The sequence below is a fragment of the Pseudomonas sp. GW821-FHT02C04 genome, from assembly GCF_059421845.1.
Genome location: NZ_JBWKVT010000005.1, coordinates 140,224 through 158,857 on the forward strand (window position 1 = coordinate 140,224; position 18,634 = coordinate 158,857).

Consider the following 18,634-nt stretch of genomic DNA (forward strand, 5'->3'; position numbering starts at 1 on the left):
CGGGGCGATTCGCTGGCCTTTCATGCGCGCGGTTTTAACTCTCACGAAACACGCCTGAGCCAACGATAGACAGTGCCAGGATTGGAGCCGAGAACCGTTGCTTAAAATTTGCTAACGCAGTCGACCGAGGGGATGGGAAAAGGAGGAAGAAGAACTGAGTTGGTACGCAACTGGTACGCGGGTTGGAGGCGAGGCGTTTAGGCCTTTATTTACGGGAGGTAAAAGAAGGGTCAGTTCGATCCATCATCGGCGCGACGGAGAAACGGCGGGAGAGTGGGGCGGGTGTGGCGGTGATTGGGGGCATTGGGGGTACGGAATCGGTGTGGCTGGGAGGTGGGGGAGTTTATCAGGAATGGGGGGGTGGGGTTTGGGAGGCATCTGAGAGGTTTTCTGACAGGTGCTGCAGCTTGAAAAAGGGGGGCTGATAGATGAGTCCCCATTTATGTTTTATGGAAAAACACCTTCTCTGCTTGCGACAAGCCCAGTGATCGATTCGAATAACCCGCTCGAAATACTCCCCTGTCAGGACGACCTCAATGCCCGACAACACGCTTGAAAAGAGGCTCCATAACGAACTCCGGCTGTTCGTCACACCGCTATGCGGAGGCCTCGTCTATGCCACCGTGAAAGTGATGGTCTACGGCTTCAGCGATGCAGTGCTGTTCTCCGGCTTTCTTTTTGGCTGCATCCTCTCTGCCGTGTTGGGCATTCCCCTTCTGCTCCTGGGCGATCGCCGTTGCCCTGAGTCTCGGTTGCGGCATGTGTTGAGCGGGTTGATTCAAAGCCTGCTGGTCAGCCTTTCCTACCGGGGACCTCTCTGGCAACTGTTGTTGATATCGATTGTCGGCGGTGTCGCATTGGGCGGGCTGTATACCCTGGCCCTCGGCGCCATAGAAAAAATCCCTGCCTCAAACCAGCACCGTGCAGCGGGTGGCTGGGGGGCGATTGTTGCCATCCCGTTGTCGGGAGGACTGACATTGGGCACTGTCGCCGTCATTGCGACTATCAGTCAGTCGAGTGGTCTGCTGAGTATCGTCTCGATGTTCTTCATGCTGTTCCTCATCGGCGGGCTTATCAGCATGCTGGTCAGTTGGCCAATGCTCTGGCTGGTGGAGCGTTTTCTCACCACGCGCCTGCGCTACCTGATCGGCGGCGTGATGAGTGGTTTCTTTGTCTGGCTGCTGTCTGTCGCACCGGTTCTTTTGGCAAAGCCGCAAGCCCTTTTGAAAGGCGCGGAACTGTCACCTCGCGGATTCTGGCCGGGGCTGATCGTCTATCTCGTCATCGGTCTGGTTGCCGGTGCGGTGTATACGGCGATCACCGGTTTCCTGGATCGCCGCCGCAGGAGGAATGATTCACGCGGCAAGCCGGCATCCTCTTGATTGCTGTTAATGTAGGACTGAAAGGGGACAATAAATAAATCTGTCCCCATTGTTTGCCGTCCCCATTGTTTGCCATAACATTAACACTTCTCGGGTTAACTCTTGGCAATGTTAAAGTGATATGGCTCTATTGAAGCTTTGCTGCGGCTTAGTGTGATGCCCCTCCGCCAGGACTTGGATCGATTCATGAAGAAACAGATTACCATCAACCAACACTACGTTCCGCAGCACTACATGAAGCTGTGGGCCGATGCGAGCGGGAAAATCTGGTTGCATGACCTAGCCAACAATGTAAAAGGCAAGACGGGAACAAAGAGTATTCTTTCAGATGAGTACTTTTACGAAGACGACAAAAACAAGCCAACCAACGAAATTGAAGATATTCTAGGAGAAGTTGAAAATAAGGCAGCTCCTGTTCTTAAGGAAATAGCAGAGCTGAAGCCGAATGAACTGCTAAAAAATGAAATGGATATTCATAAAGATATTTGCCAGCGAGCAGCACTCGTTTTAGCAAAAGCAGGGGCGTTCGAAAAATTATTGAGCTTTATCTCTGCACAGTTAATACGCACTCCCAATATCGTTCAGCAGATGGCGCAGACTATTAGAGAGGCCCCGTTGTCGGATGAAGAGAGAGAAAACTTCACCAAGCAGAATGAGCCAAATCAACTAGTCAGGCTTGGGCTAGAGCGAATACCTAGACACCTACAGTCGAGTTATGAAATTGTTCTTGGGTTTTCCAGTGGCACGCCTTTCGTAACTAGTGATCATCCTGTTTCCGAATTTTTTACTAGTACAGCCGATATTCTTCCGCAGCCTGTATATAACCTTTTGCATGGGATCCAAGTTATTGCATTGTTTCCCATATCGCCGACGTTTCATTGCACCCTGATCCATAGAGATAATAAGCAAAGGCTCAAAAGTCCTTACCATTCTAGGCGGTTGAGTACAAGTGGTCTGAATGGCTTACCAATTTCATGGATGTGGATTGACGAGACACTCATTGGTTATTTCAGAGGCATGCATTCACGCTTTGGCAGGAAACATCTGATCAGCAATCGCGATGAATCGGCCCTATTAAATAAATAACTGGTAGACAAAGGGGACGGATTTATTTGTTTTGGATTTCTAGGTGGTAAATAAATCTGTCCCCATTGTTTCCTGGACAATTCAAGCACCTGATCCGCGTCGCATCTGTGACTGGTCGTCTACCAGAGCGCGACGTGAGGCTTTTGTGGCTCACACACACCACTGGCATTCGCGTCACCGAGCTGGCCTTGCTGGAGGTCGCAGACGTGCTGTACCCCAGCGGAGCTATCAAGCCCGAGGTGTATCTACGAGCAGGCATCACCAAGGGCTGCCGACCCCGCAATGTATATATACCTGACACATACTCGATGCCTTGCCGTCTTGGACAGCTGGATCGCGGTCCGCTTGCAACGCCGCTGGGGCCTTTCCGGCACTGAGGAATACCGAGGCCTGCACCCAAGTTCAAAGCTGGTTTCCACACACAAGTGCCAAGCCTTTGAATTGGCGTTCAAGTACCGCGAGCTGGATAGTGGGCCAGTGGTGTATCGGGCTTGTGATTCGCTCCAGCAGACCATCAGCAGGCTCTACTGGCAGGCCGGTATCAAGCAGGGATCTTCGCATAGTGGCAGACGATCCCTGGCGGCCAAGGTGTTGGCTGCAACAGGCGATGTTGAGACGGTGCAGATCATGCTTGGGCACGCGAAGCTAGATCACAGCAAGCCTTATCTGACGGTCGATCAAGAAACCTTGCGCTGGGCTTTTGAGATTGCTTTAGGTTTAACAAATTTAAAATATATCTTAAAAATTTTAAACTTTATATTGACTTAAGCGTAATGGCCATTTGATACTTAACGCAGTCGATTTGACTCATAATGAAGATGCACGAAATGACCAAACCTAAGGTAAAAAGCCCAATACAGAAGCAGGTCGAGGCCCTTGAAGAGAAGGGAGCCATTCTTGACCGCATTCTCAGCGTAGCAAAAACAGAGAGCGGTAGGATTACAGAAGATGGCAAAAATCTTTATCACATTTTGAGAGAGGCAGGACTCAACAAGAGCGAGATTGCACGTGTTTTGGATGTCACACCTTCTGCCCTCACAAAGTACGAGTGACCGGGAAACGTCGCCCGCTGTACCACAAGCCCTGGCCGTAAAATAGCCGGGGCCGATGACGTAGGAGAGGCGCAGTTTTCGCGTTCCATGATAGAGCAGAAAAAGACATGATCGATTTGAGCGAAAAGGAACGCCGCTTGGCTGAGTGGGAATCAACTCTTACAGATATGCTTTTTGAAGGTAGTCGAACAGCCTGGCGGTTCTTTCTACTGGACGATTTGAACAAGATGTTGGCTGAGAAGTTAATTGATGTTTTCGAGGCCAGAGCTATGCGCGACCGGGTCGAGTCGGCCTTCATCGCGATGACTCAAGCCTGATTACTGTTAGGTAGGAAAAGCCGCCCGAAGGCGGCAATGTCAGTTCGACTGTTTAGGCTTTGGCGAAGGGGTAGGTGATTCTTTTGGTGGTGGATTGTGATCACCTTCTTTGTGGTTCTTACTTCCGTCCTTACCTACGTAAAAATCCTTAGTGGCAGTTGCCTCCGTCTCATGTTTAGGGTGATCTGTCCCCTGTTTCAAATTTGGGTCTTCCGATGCAACCGAGACACCAGCCAGACTTGCCAAAGCGACGATCGAAAAGGTAAATCTGCGAATGTGCATATGCTTCTCCTGAAGTTGTATGCCCCCAGAAATTCAGGTTAGCCCACGATAGTTCATTGGCCACTGAAACGTCGCGGAACCGCCCAAACCCAGCCATGCGCTGGGCCGAGGCCATAGGAGAGGGGTGCTTATCGCTTCCCCAGGGTCGAGTAGGGAAGCATGAAACGAATTTTGGTTGCCGCATTGCTATCGCTAACGAGCCTAACGACGTTGGCTGATGGGGAATTTTTAATGAAAAAGTGCTCACTCGTAAGTGAGCCGAGACCTGTTGCCAAGACTACTAATGCTGAGTTTCTTCTGATGGGCCAATGCCTCGGGTTGGTAGAAGGTGTTGCCAATACAATCGCGGTACTGGGTGAAGCTTTGCCAGAGTCGCGGCTATGTTTCCCAAAAGGCTACACCACCAAAGAAGGTGTTCGCGCAGTCGTTGCCTTCCTCAAAAGCCATCCCGGGGATTGGTCTGATTCAGACACTGGGATGGTAATGATCGCACTCGCCACCGAATATGGATGCGGATGAAGCCATGCAGCTATGACCAGCAAATCCAAGGAAAAGAAGGAGGATTTATGAAGGGAGCCTTTTATTAAGTCGCCGTGCTTGCTGGCCTGATGGCTGTTGTAGCAAGTGCAAACGGGGCAACAGGCGGGCAGATGCTTTCGAAGTGTGAGACGGCTGTAAGGCTTGCGGGGATTCCCCAAAAAGAGGTCACTCTGGCCATGGCTGGTGATGCCAACTACTGCATGGGAGCTGTTGAGGGTACGGCATCCTTGCTGGCTCTTCACTGCGACTTAGCGCTTAGTGAACGAGCGGGTTGTATGCCTCAAATGTCTCTGAACCAAATGGCGAGGGTGGCAGTTAAGTTCATGCAAGCTCGGCCTGAAGTCCTTCACCTAGGGTCTGGAGCCGTTCTATATGCTGCCTTTAGGGCAAAGGGGACAGATTTATTTTTCTCGAATGCTACTAATAAGCTAGTGAGCAGAGAGAAGGGTATTTGCTGATTTTTAACGATAAATAAATCTGTCCCCATTGTTAATACCGCACGCAGATCCACACGGTGAAGATTCTCCCGGTGACGTGGAGCAACAAGGAAATGACCTACATGGGCCGTGAACAGGCCTGGGGTGCGGCGTTGGGTGCCGGTGTCGGCGCGGGTGTTGGCATGGCGTCCCATGCCGGGAAACTGGGTACGGCGGCGCTCAGTGGGGCCGGGTTTGCGGTGGGGTTGAAGGCTGGGGATCTGGCGTCGATGTCAACGGTCGAGGCGATTCAGTACAACATGGCGAGTGCCGATATTGACCTGGGCAAGTTGGTCAAGAAGGGTTTCGAGGATCAACTGGCGGCGACCGGTCGTTTCAAGGTGGTTGCCGAGAATGAACCGGCCGATGCAGAGATCAAGTTGACTGTGGTCAATTGGGGCTTTGCGTTGACGCAGGGTTTCAGCAGTGTGGTGTATCCGACGATTGTGGTGAACGGTTCGTTGAAGCGTGGCGAGGAGTTGATCTGGCAGCGCAATGAGCCGATTACCGCGTTCAACGGTGCCAACACTTACGGTTACGAGCCGCTGCGTTATCGCACCGAGCCGGAGCTGGTCCGTGAGGCGTTGACCGGTGTTTCGCAGATTGTCGGCAGTTATCTGGTCAAGGATCTGAACGAGTAATGATCAGGTGTTGATGATCTGTTAGTGGCCGCTTTAGCCCAAAATCAAAGCGGCCATTTCAATAAATCGACGAAACCAGTAGTGATTAAAGTTCGCCGTGATTCACTAAGCACCAAAGTTAAAGGCTATGGAAATTCGCGGTCTCGTTCCTTCAAAACGTTGTACGGAATGCATCAACCAGGATGGGAACATGATGAAGGTTCCACTTTTGGCGGCACACGTACAACTGAAGCCGGCAGTCAGGCAATCTTCGACTCTCATTCGCAGGGCAGGATTGTAGGTCGATGCGACCATGCCGCGAGGGTCTACGAATTCCAGGTCACCGCCCACCGCTGAATCGTCCTCGCGGCCGCCGGCGTCGACCCAGTAAACCCCTGACCAAAAAGCACCGGGGTGCCCATGGAGGGAGTTGCTGTGGCCAGCCTCGTTAACGTTTGCCCACGCGTTGAGTTTCCACTCGAAGCTGGGTTCGGTTAATCCATATTGGTCGCTATGAACCGCTGTCAGTTGAATGGCGAAGTCGGTGGCGAATTTCACCAATGCATCGCAGGCTTCGCCACCCCATTCAGGGAAGTCGTTTGCAGACTGCCAGCCACCTTCATTACTCCGATGTGCGCCGCGGCGATCTTCCGCCATACGGCGGGTAACTATAACTTTCAGTTCAGCATTGAGTCTTTCTGCATCAGGGAATTGGATACTCGCCAGGGGTGTTGCGAATAGCCGTCGAATCTTTATCAGATCAGGATCTATTAGTGTGTTATTCGACTGCATTGAGTCTTATCCAAATCTCGCTAGTTGCAAAAAACTATACCGAGCGAAATGAATAGCCGATGTAAACCTTTGTTAAAAATTGGTTGGTAAGTACAACAGACCATTATTGAGACGGCGGGTGATTGACTGAGAAATCCTCGCCTGCGGTTACCCAAACCTGAACCCGCGCTGTCGATCAAGAAAGTTTCATCTTCCCACCCCACGCAAGCGCCTACGATGCAGGCATAAGGTCGTGCTATTTCGCGTTTGATCCCAGGGGAGCCCCACCATGCGTGCCAATGTCGTCAAAGTGCTGTTGATCGCTGCAGCTGTCTCGGTATTGAGTGCCTGTTCGGGCTCCGGTGGGTTGACCACCACCAGTTGTTTTTCTTCGGATTGCCAGTCGCCGGAAGGTCGCGCCAGCGCCAATACGCTGAAGTTCGGCGGCACCGGAATTGGTGCCAGTCTCAACCAGTACAGCTCCGGCATGTTGCATGACGACTGATTAGAAAAGGGCGCCCATCGCGGGCGCCCTTTTTCGTATGGCCTAGATCGCGCCGATGCGCTCGACAACTCTCTGCAATGCCGGTCGCTTGGACAGCCACTCATCCTTGGTAATCCCCAGCAACACCACGTCAATACGCTCGCCATCCTTGAGGATGTTCTGCCGTCTGACGCCCTCCAGCTCAAACCCGAACTTCTGATGCATTTTCACCACGGCCGGATTGCTCGCCAGCACTTCGCAATTGAGCTTTTCCAATCCCGCTTCAGCAAATGCGTAATCCAGCATCCAGAACTCGACCACGCTGCCCAGGCCTTTGCCTTGTAGTTGAACGTCGAGGTAAAACGCCCAATCAGCCGTCTTCTGTACGGTGTTGATTGCATTGAGTGAAACAACGCCTACCGCGCGCTCTTCCTTGAGCACGACAAACACTTGCTGGCGCGAATTGCCTTTGAGGGACGTCAGCCAGTTCGCATGTTCCTGGTCGCTGATTTCATGGGAGGTGTACATGTATTTGCGCACGTCTTCCTGGTTTCGAAGGGTGCGGACGTGGGCCTGGATGGCGGGGTTGGCCTCGGTGAGGGGGACAAACTGCATGGTGCTTTCCTTGTCTCGCGGGCGCCTGAGCTGAACCCGCGGGGTCGATCGTTGATGTTTCGGGTTGTGTTCCCGGGCAGGCGCCTGGGAGGGTGGGATTTGGGCGTTTTGTTTTTTCGAGAGCAACCGCGAAATAAACACCAAATGTTTCAAGGTGTTATTGAGCGGCGTCAGTGTTTTGCTCATAAAAAAGGGCGCCTATGGAGGCGCCCTTTTTCGTTTTACGTATTTCGTCCTGAAAGACTCACTGCGGCCCTGCCAGCCACTCGCCAATGACCTTCTGATATTTCCCGGTCACCTTGCTCAGGTGCAGCCACTGATCGACGTACAGCTTCCAGCTCATGTCATCACGCGGCAGCAAGTAGGCCTTTTCCCCGTACTGCATGAACTGCTCCGGGTTGACCGCGCACAAACCTGGTTTCTGTTTCTGCTGATACCGCGCTTCGGATGCGTCGGTGATCATCACGTCAGCCTTGTTGTCGAGCAGTTGTTCGAAGATCGTCACGTTGTCGTGCAACGCCAGTTGCGCCTTGGGCAGGAAGGCGTGGACGAAGGCTTCGTTGGTGCCGCCGGCCGGTTCGACCAGGCGCACGTTCGGCTGGTTGATCTGGTCGATGGTCTGGTACTTGGACTGGTCGGCGCAACGCACCAGCGGGATCTTGCCGTCGACGTCGAGGGTGTTGCTGAAGTAGGCCTTTTTCTGCCGCTCCAGCGTCACCGATATCCCGCCCATGCCGATGTCGCACTTGCCGGCCTGCATGTCCGGCATCAGGGTTTTCCAGGTGGTCTGCACCCACTCGATTTTCACCCCGAGGCTGTCGGCCAGGGACTGCGCCATGGCGATGTCGATGCCTTCGAATCCGCCGTCCGCGCGTTTGAAGGTGTAGGGCTTGTAGTCGCCGGTGGTGCAGACACGCAACTTGCCTTGTTGCTGGATGGTGTCCAGGTGCGAAACCGGCTCTTGTGCCTGAGCGGCGCCAGCCAGAGCCAGCAGGCTGCCAAAGATCATGCTGCTTGTTCGAATTGTCATGGAGATCGGGCTTGTGCAGTGAGAGTGCGGGCCAGTGTAGTGAAAGGGTTTGCCGGGTGTCATCCCGCGTCCGGCCCCAGCGTCCCCAGCCACGCCACCAGCGCCACGATCAACAGCGCAATAAACAGCTCCAATAACACGCTGCGGCGCAAGGTATTGGCCGCCACCTGATGCTGCCCCGCGCGCAGCGATTGCTCCAGCAACGGCCCGAGGTGAAAGCGGTTCAACGCCGCCAGAACCAGCATGCCGGCAAACAGCACAACCTTGATCGCCAGCAGCATCCCGTAGGTGCGGAGCAAGACGTCGTCCAGTGTCGGGCCGACGATGAACAGGTAGTTCAGCACGCCGGTCATCGAGAGGATGAACACAATCGCCGCGCCCACGCCTTCGAAACGTTTGACGGCCTCGGCCAGCGAACGAATACGCGCTTCGCTGAACAGAGCGTCGAGCCGCGACATCAAGATCAACGCCAACATGGCGCCCATCCACGCACCCGCCGCGAGCAGGTGCAGGATGTCGCTGAGCAGATGCCAGGCGTCATCCATCGCGCCGTGCCCGCTCCAGGCCAGAGAGGCGAGGGCGAGTGCACCGGCTATCGACGCCAGCCACACACCCGGCCAGATCATCACGACGATCAGCGCAATCATCCGCACCGCCCACGCCAGCCCGACATCGGTTTCAAACAGCATCATTTGCAGATGCGGCCACAGCGCCGCGAATTCCGTTTCACCGCTCATGGCGCGGGTCATCAGCACCAGTCCGGCCACTGACAGCAATGCCCCGATCAACGCCATCCCGCGCAACATCGGCCGACACCGCAGCGTCGCGTCAACGTTGTACAACCCAAACAACGCCACCCCGAACAACAGCAGCAAATCCACGTACAACGCCATCCGCAGGAGGATGTTGATCAGGTCGGCCATCGGTCACTTCACTTTGAACGTGACGTTGCCGGTGATCGGGTGAGTGTCCGACGACACCGCGCGCCATTCGACCTTGTAGGTGCCGGCCGGCAAAGGCGAGAGCGGGGTGACGAGCATGGTTTTCGGGTCGCTGCCGGCGCTGACTTTGGCCTTCATCGGCATGGGCGAGTGGGCCATGCCCGGCATTTCGGTCATCACCAGTTTGGCGCCGGAGAACTGGGTCATCAGGTTCTCGGAAAAACGCAGTTCGATTTTCTCCGGTGGCGCGCCGTCCGCGCCTTCGGCGGGGGTCGACGACAGCAGTTTCGGGTGGGCCTGAGCCAGGGAGCTCAAGAGCAATCCGGTGGCGAGGATGAAGCTGGTTTTCAACATGCGCATGCGAGGCCTCTTACCGCTCTTCGGCGGTGGATTTTCAGGGGTGGATGAAACGGATTCAGAACCACAGCCGTACGCCGAGGACGAGCCGCGCTTCGCTGCGATCCTCGCCTTCTTCCCGTGCGTAATCGGCGGTGTTGCCGTAGGTGCGGTTCCAGGTCACGCCGATGTATGGCGCGAATTCGCGGCGGATTTCATAGCGCAAGCGCAATCCGGCTTCGGTGTTCGAGAGACCGGAGCCGAGGCCGCGTTGCGGGTCGTTTTTGCCATAGACGTTGAGTTCGGCGGTCGGCTGCAGGATCAGGCGATTAGTCAGCAGGATGTCGTAGTCACCCTCCAGCCGCACCGCGCTCTGACCGTTTTCGCCGATGAATGCCGTGGCTTCGGCTTCGAAGTTGTACAACGCCATGCCTTGCAGACCGAACGCGGCCCAGGTTTGCGGGGCGCCGGGTTTGAAGTCCTGGCGCACGCCGCTGACCACGTCCCACCACGGCGAAATCGCGTGGCCCCACAGCGCCTGGATCTCTGCGTCTTCGGTCTTGCCGTTGCTGCGTTCGCCCTCGGAGCGCAGCCACAGGCGATCGATGTCGCCGCCGATCCAGCCAGACAAATCCCAGGCCAGGGTGCTGGCGTCGTCGCCGTTCTGCCATTCGAGTTTGTCGGCGAGGAAGTAAGTGTTGATCGCGCTGTCGTGCACCTGGTGGCCACCGTGACTGGTGAACACGGCGGCGCGGTCGGTGTCGGTCAGCTTCGGGATCGGCGTGCGGCTTTCAGTTGGCGCGGCGGGCTGCATCATGCCGTCGTCCATGCTTTGCATATCGCCCATCTGGCTGTGGTCCATGCCCTGCATGTCGCTGGCGGCGAGCGCCGAGGACAGCGTCAGGAGCGACAACGAAAACACGGCAAATCGAGTCATGGTCAGCGTCCTCATTCTTCCACCCGCACTTCACGGAACATGCCCATTTCCATGTGATAAAGCAGATGACAGTGAAAGGCCCAGCGGCCCAGCGCATCGGCGGTCACACGATAGCTGCGGCGCGTGCCGGGGGGCATGTCGATGGTGTGTTTGCGCACCTGGAAGTCGCCGTTTTCGTCTTCCAGATCGCTCCACATGCCGTGCAGGTGGATGGGGTGAGTCATCATCGTGTCGTTGACCAGCACCAGGCGGATGCGCTCGCCGTATTTCAAACGCAGGGGCTCGGCGTCGGAGAACTTGATGCCGTTGAACGACCAGGCGAATTTCTCCATGTGGCCGGTGAGGTGCAGTTCGATCGTGCGGCCAGGGTCGCGGCCGTCGGGGTCTTCGAAGGTGCTGTGCAGGTCGGCGTAGGTCAGTACGCGGCGCCCGTTGTTGCGCAGGCCGAGGCCGGGGTCGTCGAGTTTCGGGGCGGTGGTCATGGCTTGCATGTCCACCAATGGATTGTCCTTTTCGCTGTCGGGGTGCGACTGCATCGGGCCCATGTTCATGCTGGAGTGGTCCATGCCGCTCATGTCCATCGAGCCGTGATCCATGCCGCCCATGCCCATGTCGTCCATGGTCACCAGCGGGCGCGGGTCCAGCGCCGGCACTGGGGCCGACAACCCGGCGCGGGCGGCGAGGGTGCCACGGGCGTAGCCGGTGCGGTCCATGGCCTGGGCGAACAGGGTGTAGGCTTCGGCGGCGGGCTCGACGATCACGTCATAGGTTTCGGCCACGGCGATGCGCAACTCGTCGACGGTCACCGGTTTGACGTGCAGGCCGTCGGCGGCGACCACGGTCATTTTCAAGCCGGGGATGCGCACGTCGAAGTAAGTCATGGCCGAGCCGTTGATCAGCCGCAGACGCAGCTTTTCACCTGGTCGGAACAGCCCCGTCCAGTTGGAATCCGGTGCGTGGCCGTTCATCAGGAAGGTGTACGTGGCGCCGCTGACATCGGCGATGTCGGTGGGATTCATCTTCATCTGCGCCCACATCGTGCGGTCGGCGACGGTGGCGCCCCAGCCTTTTTCGCCGACGTCATGGATGAAGTCGCCGACGGTGCGCTTGTGGAAGTTGTAGTAGTCGGACTGCTTTTTCAGGGTTTTCATCAGGCTGGCCGGGTCTTCGTCGGTCCAGTCGCTGAGCATCACCACGTGTTCGCGGTCGTACTGGAAAGGCTCCGGCTCCCGGGCGTCGATCACCAGCGGCCCGTAGACGCCGGCCTGCTCCTGCACCCCGGAATGGCTGTGATACCAGTAGGTGCCGTGCTGGCGAACCTTGAATTGGTAGACGTACACGCCACCCGGTTCGATGCCGTGAAAACTCAAACCCGGCACGCCGTCCATGTTGGCCGGCAGCAGAATGCCGTGCCAATGGATCGAGGTATCGGCCTTGAGCCGGTTGCGCACCCGCAGGGTCACGGTGTCGCCTTCGCGCCAGCGCAGCAGCGGGCCGGGCACGCCGCCGTTGATGGTCATCGCGGTGCGCGGCTGGCCAGTGAAGTTGACCGGGGTTTCGCCGATGAACAGTTCGAAGTCAGTACCGCTGAGCTCATTTACCTGACCGGGGCTGTTCAACGCCCAGACCGGCGTGCGCCACAGACCGAGGCCGCCGAGCAGACCGCCGGCGGCCAGGCCTTTGACGAAGGTGCGTCTTGAGGTGGTGGAAGGCATGCGCTGGAAGTCCCCGTTTGACGAATGACGGGGAGGCTAACCAGCGCCGGCTTTCAGTTGGCTGAGGCGCGGATTACAGTTGTGTCAGGTTCGGCGGGCGAGGTTGTCCGCCAGATCTCGTGCCTGTTGCGATGCGGCAAACCGTGAATCGCGATCGACCTCTTCACCGAAGATCGTTTTCTCGACGATCAGCGCATGCACATCGCTGACGCCGATGAACTCCAGCCACGCTTCCATGTACGGTTTCTGAAAGTCGAAACGCTCGGCCGGCGTGATCGACTGCGCGGAAAAATCCATCCCCCGCGCATAGGCCACGACGGCTTTCTTGCCTTGCAGCAAACCTCGCAGCCCGCGCTCCGGATCGAAGCTGAAGAGGATGTCTTTCTGCGATACCAGGTCGATGAAGTGCTTGAGCTTGTAGGGAATGCTGAAATTCCACAGCGGCACCGAGAACACCAGCACATCGGCCCCGCGCAGGTGGGCGGCGAGGTCTTCGAGGGTCTGCCAGGCCGATTGTTGCGACGGCGTCAGCGGCGTACCGCTCAGGCCCGCGTATTTGGCGTTCATCGCGTCCTTGTCGAACTCCGGCAGGTGCAGGCTCCATAAATCGAGCGTGCGAACCTGGGTCTGCGGATCATTTTGCCGATAGCGCTCAATGAAACGGTGCGCCACTTCAATGGACGCGGAGCGCTGTTTGCGGGGTGAGCATTCGATGTGTAGAAGGGTGGTCACGGTGAGCCTCGACATTCGGGTAGGGAATACGAGGCATTGCAACATAGCTTGATTCTCACTATAAATCGTAAATAAATCGGCCATTGATCACGTATTCAACTATGTTCGACGCCCTGTTGTTGAAGACCTTTGTCACCGTGGTCGACGAGGACGGCTTCAGCCGTGCCGCCGAAAAACTGCACCTGACCCAATCGGCGGTCAGCGGTCATCTGAGACGGCTGGAAGAGCAGATCGGCAAACCGTTGCTCAAGCGCACGACCCGCTCCCAGCAATTGACGGCGGATGGCGAGCGCTTGATCGCCTATGCGCGCACGATTCTGGCGCTGAATCGCGACGCCTGGGCACAGCTCACGCGCACGCCGTTTCAGGGACGGGTGCGGATTGGCGTGTCGGAGGATTTTGTCGAGCCAAGGTTGCTGCGGGCACTGCAGGACTGCGCGGCGCAGCATCCGGGCATGGAGATCGATGTGCAGGTCAACATTCCCGGTACGTTGTTGAACCAGATGAAGCAGGGCAATCTGGAGTTGGTCATCGGGTCGCTGTGCGAGACCCGAGAGCCGGGGTTGTTGCTGTGGCAGGAACCGCTGGTGTGGGCGTGGTCGGCGCAACCGGTCACCCAATTGCCGACGCCGTTGCCGCTGGCGCTGTTCCCCGAACCTTGCCCGTATCGCGAAGCCGCGTTGACCCGCCTGGCCCAGGCCGGCATTACCCAGCGCACCGCGATGCTCTGCACCAGCACCGCTGGCTTGCGTGCCGCGGCGTTGGCCGGGTTCGCGGTGGCGCCGATGGCCGCCAGCCAGTTGGGGCAGGGCCTGGCGGCGCTCGGTGTGGAGCTGGGTTTGCCGACGCTGCCGGACGCGGAGTTTCGCCTGTTCACGGCGAGTCATGCCGATCCACAAATGATCGAAGCGGTTTCCCGGGTGATCGTCGACTATTGCTCGGCGCGACGGGAGTGAAGCGTCCTACAACCCGAGACCTTCCTGAACCACCAGCAGCAGGTTGTTTTCCGTCAGGGCAATCGCATCCAGTTGTTGCCCGGTCTCGATCGTCTGCAACCACCAATGACTCTCGCCGTGTTCGTCGACGGTACGCAGCAGCGACGCTTCCCGGCCCGGCAGGACGATTTGCACACGACCAGCGCCGTCCTCGGTGAAGCGGGCGATAGGATCGAACGTCAGGCTGTGATGGTTGGCCTCGATGATCAATTGGTCGATGGCGTAGTCGTGCGTCTCGCCTTCCGGTGAACTTTCGCAAACATGGGTAGGATTTCGCCGAATCTTCAGTCCAACTTCCGTGACCGGTTGCAACCAACCCTCGATGCGGTGATACAGGTCGTAGACCACCGCCGGCCAGCAATCGATTTCCAGTTCGGCGCAGGTGATGTCGTCCGCGTGGGTGTGCCGGGTTTGCTTGAGCTTCGCGGCGAGTTCGTCTGCTTTACTCATTTCGGGATCCCTGTTTTTGGTGTCTGCTTATTAATCGTAGACCTTTCAACGTAGTACAGCTTTGCCTTGCGTCATGCGCTTGCAACACTGGCATGACTCAATCAGCCCCTGACCACTTGACGGTCAGATCACAAAAACCATGGACGCCAGCGTCCCAAGGAACGGGAAGATGAAAAAGCTTTTTACAATTATGGCGCTGATTGCGCTGACGGTCGGTAGCATCGGCCTGAGTTCGGCGCGTCAGTCGCATGCCAACAAGGCACCCACGGAATCAGTGGCGGGGGTGTTCGATTACTACCTGCTGACGCTGTCCTGGTCGCCGACCTTCTGCCTGACTCACAAGGATGATCCTCAGTGCACCGGCAAGGGCTACGGTTTTGTCCTGCATGGCCTGTGGCCGCAATACGCCAAGGGCGGCTGGCCGGAATCCTGCCCGCCGCTGACCAATCTGTCGGCCGCCGAAACCGCCAAAGGCCTGACACTGTTCCCGACGAAGAAACTCCTCGATCACGAGTGGAGCAAGCACGGCACCTGCAGCGGTCTCGGTGCAATGGGTTACTTCGACGAAGCGGATAAAGCCGTGGCGGCGGTGACAATCCCGCAAGAGCTGCAACCGTTCAGCAACTCTTATTACTTCGAAGCGCAGGAAATCGCCGACCTGTTCCGCAAGAGCAATCCGGGTATCCCGGCAGACGGTATTGCCGTGATCTGCAGCGGCCCGGAACTCTCGGAAGTGCGGGTGTGCATGGGCAAGGACCTGCAATTCGGCGCCTGCGGCAAGGGCGTGAAAACCCAGTGCCGGGCAGGGGATATCCGGGTTCCGCCGTCGCGCTGACCTGAGCGGTAACCGACCTCAAAAACAGGCGCCTTTTCAGGCGCCTGTTTTTTTATGTTTACACGACAGGGCTTATGTCATCCGAGGATACGCCGATACCGTACAGCGGCACGGAAGCACCACTGACTCCATAGAAGGCAAGAACCTGAACAATGTTTGAATATATCTGGCGCAGCATCAATTCCCCAGGCTACTTCCCCAACGTACTGGATTGGATGATCCATATTCTCCTCAACCCGTTCATGGTGATGATGTGCCTGATGGCCGGAGCGCTGACCGGCAAATGGTGGAGAGCCATCCCCTACGGCAGCCTCACGTGTTATGTGGTGTTCCTGAGCCGGTCGTCTTTTTATCGGTGGGGAAGCATTTTCCCCTCAGCCGGCCTGCCTGCGCTGTTCATTGATGGCGCACTGCTGGCCATCCTCGGCTTTTATTTGAACGGCGTACTCAGAACTCGCTCGGAAGCTAAACCCGAAGGCCATTGGTTGCGCTGGCTTTATAAACGCATGAAGGTCGTCATTCAGATACTTGTGGTGATGTTCTGGGCACTCGTGGTGCTGTTTGTCGTCTCGGTCGCTACCCAACCGTCGTTGGTGCACTGACTCACCTCCCGTAAGCCTGGGGCTGTACGAAAAGTCGCCGAGTGTCGATCAGGCAGTTTTCGTACATAGCCCAGGCCGGTCGTCGACGAGCCTCTGCATTAACACAGGCAGGCCTTTCCTGTTTCAACGACGTTTACATTCTTCAAGTTCTTGCTGGCTGGCTAACTGAGTAGAGATACCAAGTCGATACCGGCAGTAATCCATGACTTGCGTTCTCTCTTCATCATTGAGTTCGGACAGTTTTTTATCGTCTGACTCGTACGCGAAGATGTTCACGAAACTCAACTTGAGCGTCGGGTGCTTTTTGATGAAAAAAACTTTCTCTGGATACGCATCTTCCATTTTTTCGTAGTAACCCACAAAAAAGAGTGCTGAGGTCAATGCTGCTAGTGCGAGGACGATCAGTAATTTCATGAGGCAGGTGGCCGTAGCCGTGCAATGCCACTGGAACAGGTATCACCCTGGCGTGCAGCCGCCAGGCCATCGAAAAATACGTCCGGAGAGCCAGTCGCTATCGCGTTGGTCCCGTGTCCGGGGAGTGGGCATGTGCTGGGATCGGTAAGACGTGCGGCAGGCTTTGCCATCATTTGACTCCTGTCATCACGTTTGTGGGGGAGAACTGTATCAAAGAAAAATAAATTACATCGCAGGTCATCCATTTCCACTGCGCGCCGATATCAACGGGGTCGGGATTGTCTCGGTGGCACTTGGTTGCCCCGCACTATCCGGTGGGCTACGCTCACAAAAAACAAGGGTTTCGGGCCTTTGCCCCTGTCGTACCTGCCCAGGACACGCTTTTGCCTATCCCCATTCACGATCCGCATCAGGCCCCCGGCGGCACACTCAAGCGTTTGCCGCTGCGCAAGGCGGCGGTGCTGTTCATCGTTGCGGTGTGTCTGTGCCTGTCCGGTCTGCTGTATTTGCAGATCGAGCAGTCACGTCGGCAGGATCTGGCGAATGCGCAGATGTCTTCGGCCAACCTGACTCGGGCGATGGCGCAGCAGGCCGAAGACACCTTTCTGGCCGCGGATCTGGTGATGACCAGCCTGGTCGACTGGATTCAGGAAGACGGCTATGGCGCGGCGCAGAGGCCACGCCTGCAGAGAACCTTTGCGCGGCGGGTGCAGCAACTGGAGCAGTTGCACGGCATGTTCCTGTTCGATCGCGAAGGGCAATGGGTGATCACCTCGTTCCCTGACCTGCCTCGTGGCAACGGCGTGGCGGATCGTGAGTACTTCAAGTTTCACCAGCAGAACGTGTCGGCCGTGGCGCACATCGGCCCGGCGATTCGCAGCCGTGAAAACGGTGAGTGGATTATCCCGATTTCCAAGCGGGTCAACGATCGCGCCGGCAATTTTCAGGGCGTGTTGCTGGCCGGCATCAAGATGTCGTACTTCGACAAGTTCTTCAAAAGCTTCAGCCTGGATGACAACGGCACCATGTTCCTCGGACTGACCGACGGAACTTTGCTTGCGCGCCGGCCGTTCGATGATGCGTTGATCGGCACCTCGCTGGCCAAGGGCGAGATCTATCAGACGTTGCTCCCCAACGCCTCGGCCGGCACGGCGATGATCGATTCGGTGGTCGACGGGGTCACGCGCCTTTATGGCTATCGGCAGCTCGAAAGTTATCCGCTGGTGGTGTCTGCTTCTTCCTCGCGGGACACGATTCTCAAGGGCTGGCATGACCGCGCCTTCCAGTCCAGCGTGATCGTGGCGCTGGTGATGCTCGGCGTGGGGCTGTTTGGCTGGGTGTTCATCCATCAGGTGCGTGACGGCGAGCGGATCGAGAAAAACCTGCTCAAGGCCCAGCGGGCGCTGGAGCTGATTGCTACCCACGACAGCCTGACCGGGCTGGCCAACCGGCGTCTGTTCGAGCAATCGCTGGAGATTGAGTTCGCCCGGGGCGCCCGGCAGTCTAGCCCGGTCAGCCTGATCATGCTCGATATCGATTTCTTCAAGCGCTACAACGATGCCTACGGCCATGTGGCCGGCGATCATTGCCTGACCCAGGTCGCTCTGGTGGTGAAGAACTGCTGCCAGCGCAAATCCGATCTGGCGGTGCGCTACGGCGGCGAAGAGTTTGCGGTGCTGTTACCGGACACCGACATCAACGGCGCGCTGGCGATTGCCGGGCAGATCCGCCGCAGCGTCATGGACAAACACATCACCCATAGCGGCTCGCCCACCGGTTATCTCACCGTGAGCCTGGGCTGCTATTCGTTCATTCCGCTGGGCAACGACAGCCCGGAATTGTTCATCCAGCGTGCCGACGCGGCGCTGTATCAAGCCAAGAATGCCGGCCGCAATCGTGCTGCGGTGTTGTCGATGGACGGCGGCATTGGTGAGTTGATGCGTTCGGACCGCTGATCGCCAACATAAAAAAGAGCAGGCCATGGCCTGCTCTTTTTCGTTGGGACGGCGGATGAAGTGCCGC

At 57.0% G+C, this 18,634-nt stretch carries 22 protein-coding genes and 2 pseudogenes; 12 read left to right on the plus strand and 12 right to left on the minus strand.

The genetic code is table 11. The features are described 5' to 3' along the window. Positions 1-536 precede the first annotated feature (536 nt). The 5 genes and pseudogenes from AC07VV_RS19315 (at position 537) to AC07VV_RS19335 (ending at position 3,837) form a co-directional block, all read left to right on the plus strand. A complete protein-coding gene (locus AC07VV_RS19315) occupies positions 537-1,382 on the plus strand; it encodes a hypothetical protein (protein WP_495037143.1) in 846 nt (281 codons plus the stop codon). A 186-nt stretch (positions 1,383-1,568) separates the two neighbouring features. Then, on the plus strand, positions 1,569-2,468 hold the full coding sequence (locus AC07VV_RS19320) for a DUF4238 domain-containing protein (RefSeq protein WP_495037144.1): 900 nt from the start codon (positions 1,569-1,571) through the stop codon (positions 2,466-2,468). A gap of 89 nt (positions 2,469-2,557) precedes the next feature. Beyond that, positions 2,558-3,236 (plus strand): annotated as a pseudogene (locus tag AC07VV_RS19325) (tyrosine-type recombinase/integrase). 59 nt (positions 3,237-3,295) lie between these two features. Continuing rightward, positions 3,296-3,520, plus strand: a complete 225-nt coding sequence (locus AC07VV_RS19330; RefSeq protein ID WP_495037145.1) for a hypothetical protein — start codon at positions 3,296-3,298, stop codon at positions 3,518-3,520. Positions 3,521-3,627: 107 nt separating this feature from the next. Beyond that, positions 3,628-3,837: a hypothetical protein gene (locus AC07VV_RS19335; protein WP_305834727.1), complete on the plus strand. Its 210-nt coding sequence runs from the start codon at positions 3,628-3,630 to the stop codon at positions 3,835-3,837. 39 nt (positions 3,838-3,876) lie between these two features. Here the strand turns inward: AC07VV_RS19335 and AC07VV_RS19340 are convergent, their stop codons facing one another. Next, the gene (locus tag AC07VV_RS19340; protein ID WP_495037146.1) at positions 3,877-4,119 is read right to left on the minus strand and encodes a hypothetical protein; all 243 of its coding nucleotides are present in this window, start codon (positions 4,117-4,119) and stop codon (positions 3,877-3,879) included. Between the two features lie 159 nt (positions 4,120-4,278). Between AC07VV_RS19340 and AC07VV_RS19345 the strand changes: the two genes are divergently transcribed. Together AC07VV_RS19345 and AC07VV_RS19350 are read left to right on the plus strand one after the other, a co-directional pair. Continuing rightward, complete coding sequence (locus AC07VV_RS19345; protein ID WP_495037147.1) at positions 4,279-4,638, plus strand: Rap1a/Tai family immunity protein; 360 nt, start codon at positions 4,279-4,281, stop codon at positions 4,636-4,638. Positions 4,639-5,173: 535 nt separating this feature from the next. Continuing rightward, positions 5,174-5,776 (plus strand): hypothetical protein, encoded by a 603-nt coding sequence (locus AC07VV_RS19350; RefSeq protein ID WP_495037148.1) that lies wholly within the window; start codon positions 5,174-5,176, stop codon positions 5,774-5,776. A gap of 105 nt (positions 5,777-5,881) precedes the next feature. On the opposite strand, the gene AC07VV_RS19355 is transcribed toward AC07VV_RS19350, so the two are convergent. Continuing rightward, the gene (locus tag AC07VV_RS19355) at positions 5,882-6,547 is read right to left on the minus strand and encodes a TIGR02466 family protein (RefSeq protein WP_495037149.1); all 666 of its coding nucleotides are present in this window, start codon (positions 6,545-6,547) and stop codon (positions 5,882-5,884) included. A gap of 268 nt (positions 6,548-6,815) precedes the next feature. On the opposite strand from AC07VV_RS19355, the gene AC07VV_RS19360 reads away from it, so the two are divergent. Beyond that, the gene (locus AC07VV_RS19360; protein WP_096822039.1) at positions 6,816-7,031 is read left to right on the plus strand and encodes a hypothetical protein; all 216 of its coding nucleotides are present in this window, start codon (positions 6,816-6,818) and stop codon (positions 7,029-7,031) included. Positions 7,032-7,073: 42 nt separating this feature from the next. Here the strand turns inward: AC07VV_RS19360 and pseH are convergent, their stop codons facing one another. The 7 genes from pseH to AC07VV_RS19395 all read right to left on the minus strand — a co-directional run bounded on the left by pseH (position 7,074) and on the right by AC07VV_RS19395 (position 13,316). Continuing rightward, positions 7,074-7,625: a UDP-4-amino-4,6-dideoxy-N-acetyl-beta-L-altrosamine N-acetyltransferase gene (gene pseH / locus AC07VV_RS19365; RefSeq protein ID WP_495037150.1), complete on the minus strand. Its 552-nt coding sequence runs from the start codon at positions 7,623-7,625 to the stop codon at positions 7,074-7,076. A 244-nt stretch (positions 7,626-7,869) separates the two neighbouring features. Beyond that, on the minus strand, positions 7,870-8,655 hold the full coding sequence (locus tag AC07VV_RS19370; protein ID WP_495037151.1) for a transporter substrate-binding domain-containing protein: 786 nt from the start codon (positions 8,653-8,655) through the stop codon (positions 7,870-7,872). A 59-nt stretch (positions 8,656-8,714) separates the two neighbouring features. Beyond that, complete coding sequence (copD, locus tag AC07VV_RS19375) at positions 8,715-9,578, minus strand: copper homeostasis membrane protein CopD (RefSeq protein WP_495037152.1); 864 nt, start codon at positions 9,576-9,578, stop codon at positions 8,715-8,717. A 3-nt stretch (positions 9,579-9,581) separates the two neighbouring features. Then, positions 9,582-9,956 (minus strand): copper homeostasis periplasmic binding protein CopC, encoded by a 375-nt coding sequence (gene copC, locus AC07VV_RS19380; RefSeq protein ID WP_495037153.1) that lies wholly within the window; start codon positions 9,954-9,956, stop codon positions 9,582-9,584. A gap of 55 nt (positions 9,957-10,011) precedes the next feature. Continuing rightward, positions 10,012-10,869, minus strand: coding sequence for a copper resistance protein B (locus tag AC07VV_RS19385; protein WP_495037154.1), 858 nt, complete (start codon positions 10,867-10,869; stop codon positions 10,012-10,014). 11 nt (positions 10,870-10,880) lie between these two features. After that, positions 10,881-12,584, minus strand: a complete 1,704-nt coding sequence (locus AC07VV_RS19390) for a copper resistance system multicopper oxidase (RefSeq protein ID WP_495037155.1) — start codon at positions 12,582-12,584, stop codon at positions 10,881-10,883. Positions 12,585-12,668: 84 nt separating this feature from the next. After that, the gene (locus tag AC07VV_RS19395; RefSeq protein ID WP_495037156.1) at positions 12,669-13,316 is read right to left on the minus strand and encodes an FMN-dependent NADH-azoreductase; all 648 of its coding nucleotides are present in this window, start codon (positions 13,314-13,316) and stop codon (positions 12,669-12,671) included. Positions 13,317-13,417: 101 nt separating this feature from the next. Here AC07VV_RS19395 and AC07VV_RS19400 point away from each other — a divergent pair, with 101 nt between their 5' ends. Beyond that, complete coding sequence (locus AC07VV_RS19400; RefSeq protein WP_495037157.1) at positions 13,418-14,272, plus strand: LysR family transcriptional regulator; 855 nt, start codon at positions 13,418-13,420, stop codon at positions 14,270-14,272. A gap of 6 nt (positions 14,273-14,278) precedes the next feature. On the opposite strand, the gene AC07VV_RS19405 is transcribed toward AC07VV_RS19400, so the two are convergent. Then, a complete protein-coding gene (locus tag AC07VV_RS19405) occupies positions 14,279-14,761 on the minus strand; it encodes a hypothetical protein (protein WP_495037158.1) in 483 nt (160 codons plus the stop codon). A 169-nt stretch (positions 14,762-14,930) separates the two neighbouring features. Here AC07VV_RS19405 and AC07VV_RS19410 point away from each other — a divergent pair, with 169 nt between their 5' ends. Further along, positions 14,931-15,596, plus strand: a complete 666-nt coding sequence (locus tag AC07VV_RS19410; RefSeq protein WP_096822029.1) for a ribonuclease T2 — start codon at positions 14,931-14,933, stop codon at positions 15,594-15,596. Positions 15,597-15,748: 152 nt separating this feature from the next. After that, complete coding sequence (locus AC07VV_RS19415; protein ID WP_495037159.1) at positions 15,749-16,198, plus strand: hypothetical protein; 450 nt, start codon at positions 15,749-15,751, stop codon at positions 16,196-16,198. Between the two features lie 123 nt (positions 16,199-16,321). Here the strand turns inward: AC07VV_RS19415 and AC07VV_RS19420 are convergent, their stop codons facing one another. Both AC07VV_RS19420 and AC07VV_RS19425 read right to left on the minus strand, forming a co-directional pair. Beyond that, positions 16,322-16,612, minus strand: a complete 291-nt coding sequence (locus tag AC07VV_RS19420; protein ID WP_495037160.1) for a hypothetical protein — start codon at positions 16,610-16,612, stop codon at positions 16,322-16,324. A gap of 20 nt (positions 16,613-16,632) precedes the next feature. Continuing rightward, a pseudogene (locus tag AC07VV_RS19425) lies at positions 16,633-16,782 on the minus strand (PAAR domain-containing protein); the annotation flags it as partial. A gap of 213 nt (positions 16,783-16,995) precedes the next feature. On the opposite strand from AC07VV_RS19425, the gene AC07VV_RS19430 reads away from it, so the two are divergent. After that, positions 16,996-18,567: a sensor domain-containing diguanylate cyclase gene (locus AC07VV_RS19430; RefSeq protein WP_495037161.1), complete on the plus strand. Its 1,572-nt coding sequence runs from the start codon at positions 16,996-16,998 to the stop codon at positions 18,565-18,567. Positions 18,568-18,634 lie beyond the last annotated feature (67 nt).

Bases quoted from the DNA above. Each gene is read 5' to 3' on its own strand.
- AC07VV_RS19315 (WP_495037143.1), top strand. From the start codon at position 537: ATGCCCGACAACACGCTTGAAAAGAGGCTCCATAACGAACTCCGGCTG.
- AC07VV_RS19320 (WP_495037144.1), top strand. From the start codon at position 1,569: ATGAAGAAACAGATTACCATCAACCAACACTACGTTCCGCAGCACTAC.
- AC07VV_RS19330 (WP_495037145.1), top strand. From the start codon at position 3,296: ATGACCAAACCTAAGGTAAAAAGCCCAATACAGAAGCAGGTCGAGGCC.
- AC07VV_RS19335 (WP_305834727.1), top strand. From the start codon at position 3,628: ATGATCGATTTGAGCGAAAAGGAACGCCGCTTGGCTGAGTGGGAATCA.
- AC07VV_RS19340 (WP_495037146.1), bottom strand. From the start codon at position 4,119: ATGCACATTCGCAGATTTACCTTTTCGATCGTCGCTTTGGCAAGTCTG.
- AC07VV_RS19345 (WP_495037147.1), top strand. From the start codon at position 4,279: ATGAAACGAATTTTGGTTGCCGCATTGCTATCGCTAACGAGCCTAACG.
- AC07VV_RS19355 (WP_495037149.1), bottom strand. From the start codon at position 6,547: ATGCAGTCGAATAACACACTAATAGATCCTGATCTGATAAAGATTCGA.
- AC07VV_RS19360 (WP_096822039.1), top strand. From the start codon at position 6,816: ATGCGTGCCAATGTCGTCAAAGTGCTGTTGATCGCTGCAGCTGTCTCG.
- pseH (WP_495037150.1), bottom strand. From the start codon at position 7,625: ATGCAGTTTGTCCCCCTCACCGAGGCCAACCCCGCCATCCAGGCCCAC.
- AC07VV_RS19370 (WP_495037151.1), bottom strand. From the start codon at position 8,655: ATGACAATTCGAACAAGCAGCATGATCTTTGGCAGCCTGCTGGCTCTG.
- copD (WP_495037152.1), bottom strand. From the start codon at position 9,578: ATGGCCGACCTGATCAACATCCTCCTGCGGATGGCGTTGTACGTGGAT.
- copC (WP_495037153.1), bottom strand. From the start codon at position 9,956: ATGCGCATGTTGAAAACCAGCTTCATCCTCGCCACCGGATTGCTCTTG.
- AC07VV_RS19385 (WP_495037154.1), bottom strand. From the start codon at position 10,869: ATGACTCGATTTGCCGTGTTTTCGTTGTCGCTCCTGACGCTGTCCTCG.
- AC07VV_RS19390 (WP_495037155.1), bottom strand. From the start codon at position 12,584: ATGCCTTCCACCACCTCAAGACGCACCTTCGTCAAAGGCCTGGCCGCC.
- AC07VV_RS19400 (WP_495037157.1), top strand. From the start codon at position 13,418: ATGTTCGACGCCCTGTTGTTGAAGACCTTTGTCACCGTGGTCGACGAG.
- AC07VV_RS19405 (WP_495037158.1), bottom strand. From the start codon at position 14,761: ATGAGTAAAGCAGACGAACTCGCCGCGAAGCTCAAGCAAACCCGGCAC.
- AC07VV_RS19410 (WP_096822029.1), top strand. From the start codon at position 14,931: ATGAAAAAGCTTTTTACAATTATGGCGCTGATTGCGCTGACGGTCGGT.
- AC07VV_RS19415 (WP_495037159.1), top strand. From the start codon at position 15,749: ATGTTTGAATATATCTGGCGCAGCATCAATTCCCCAGGCTACTTCCCC.
- AC07VV_RS19420 (WP_495037160.1), bottom strand. From the start codon at position 16,612: ATGAAATTACTGATCGTCCTCGCACTAGCAGCATTGACCTCAGCACTC.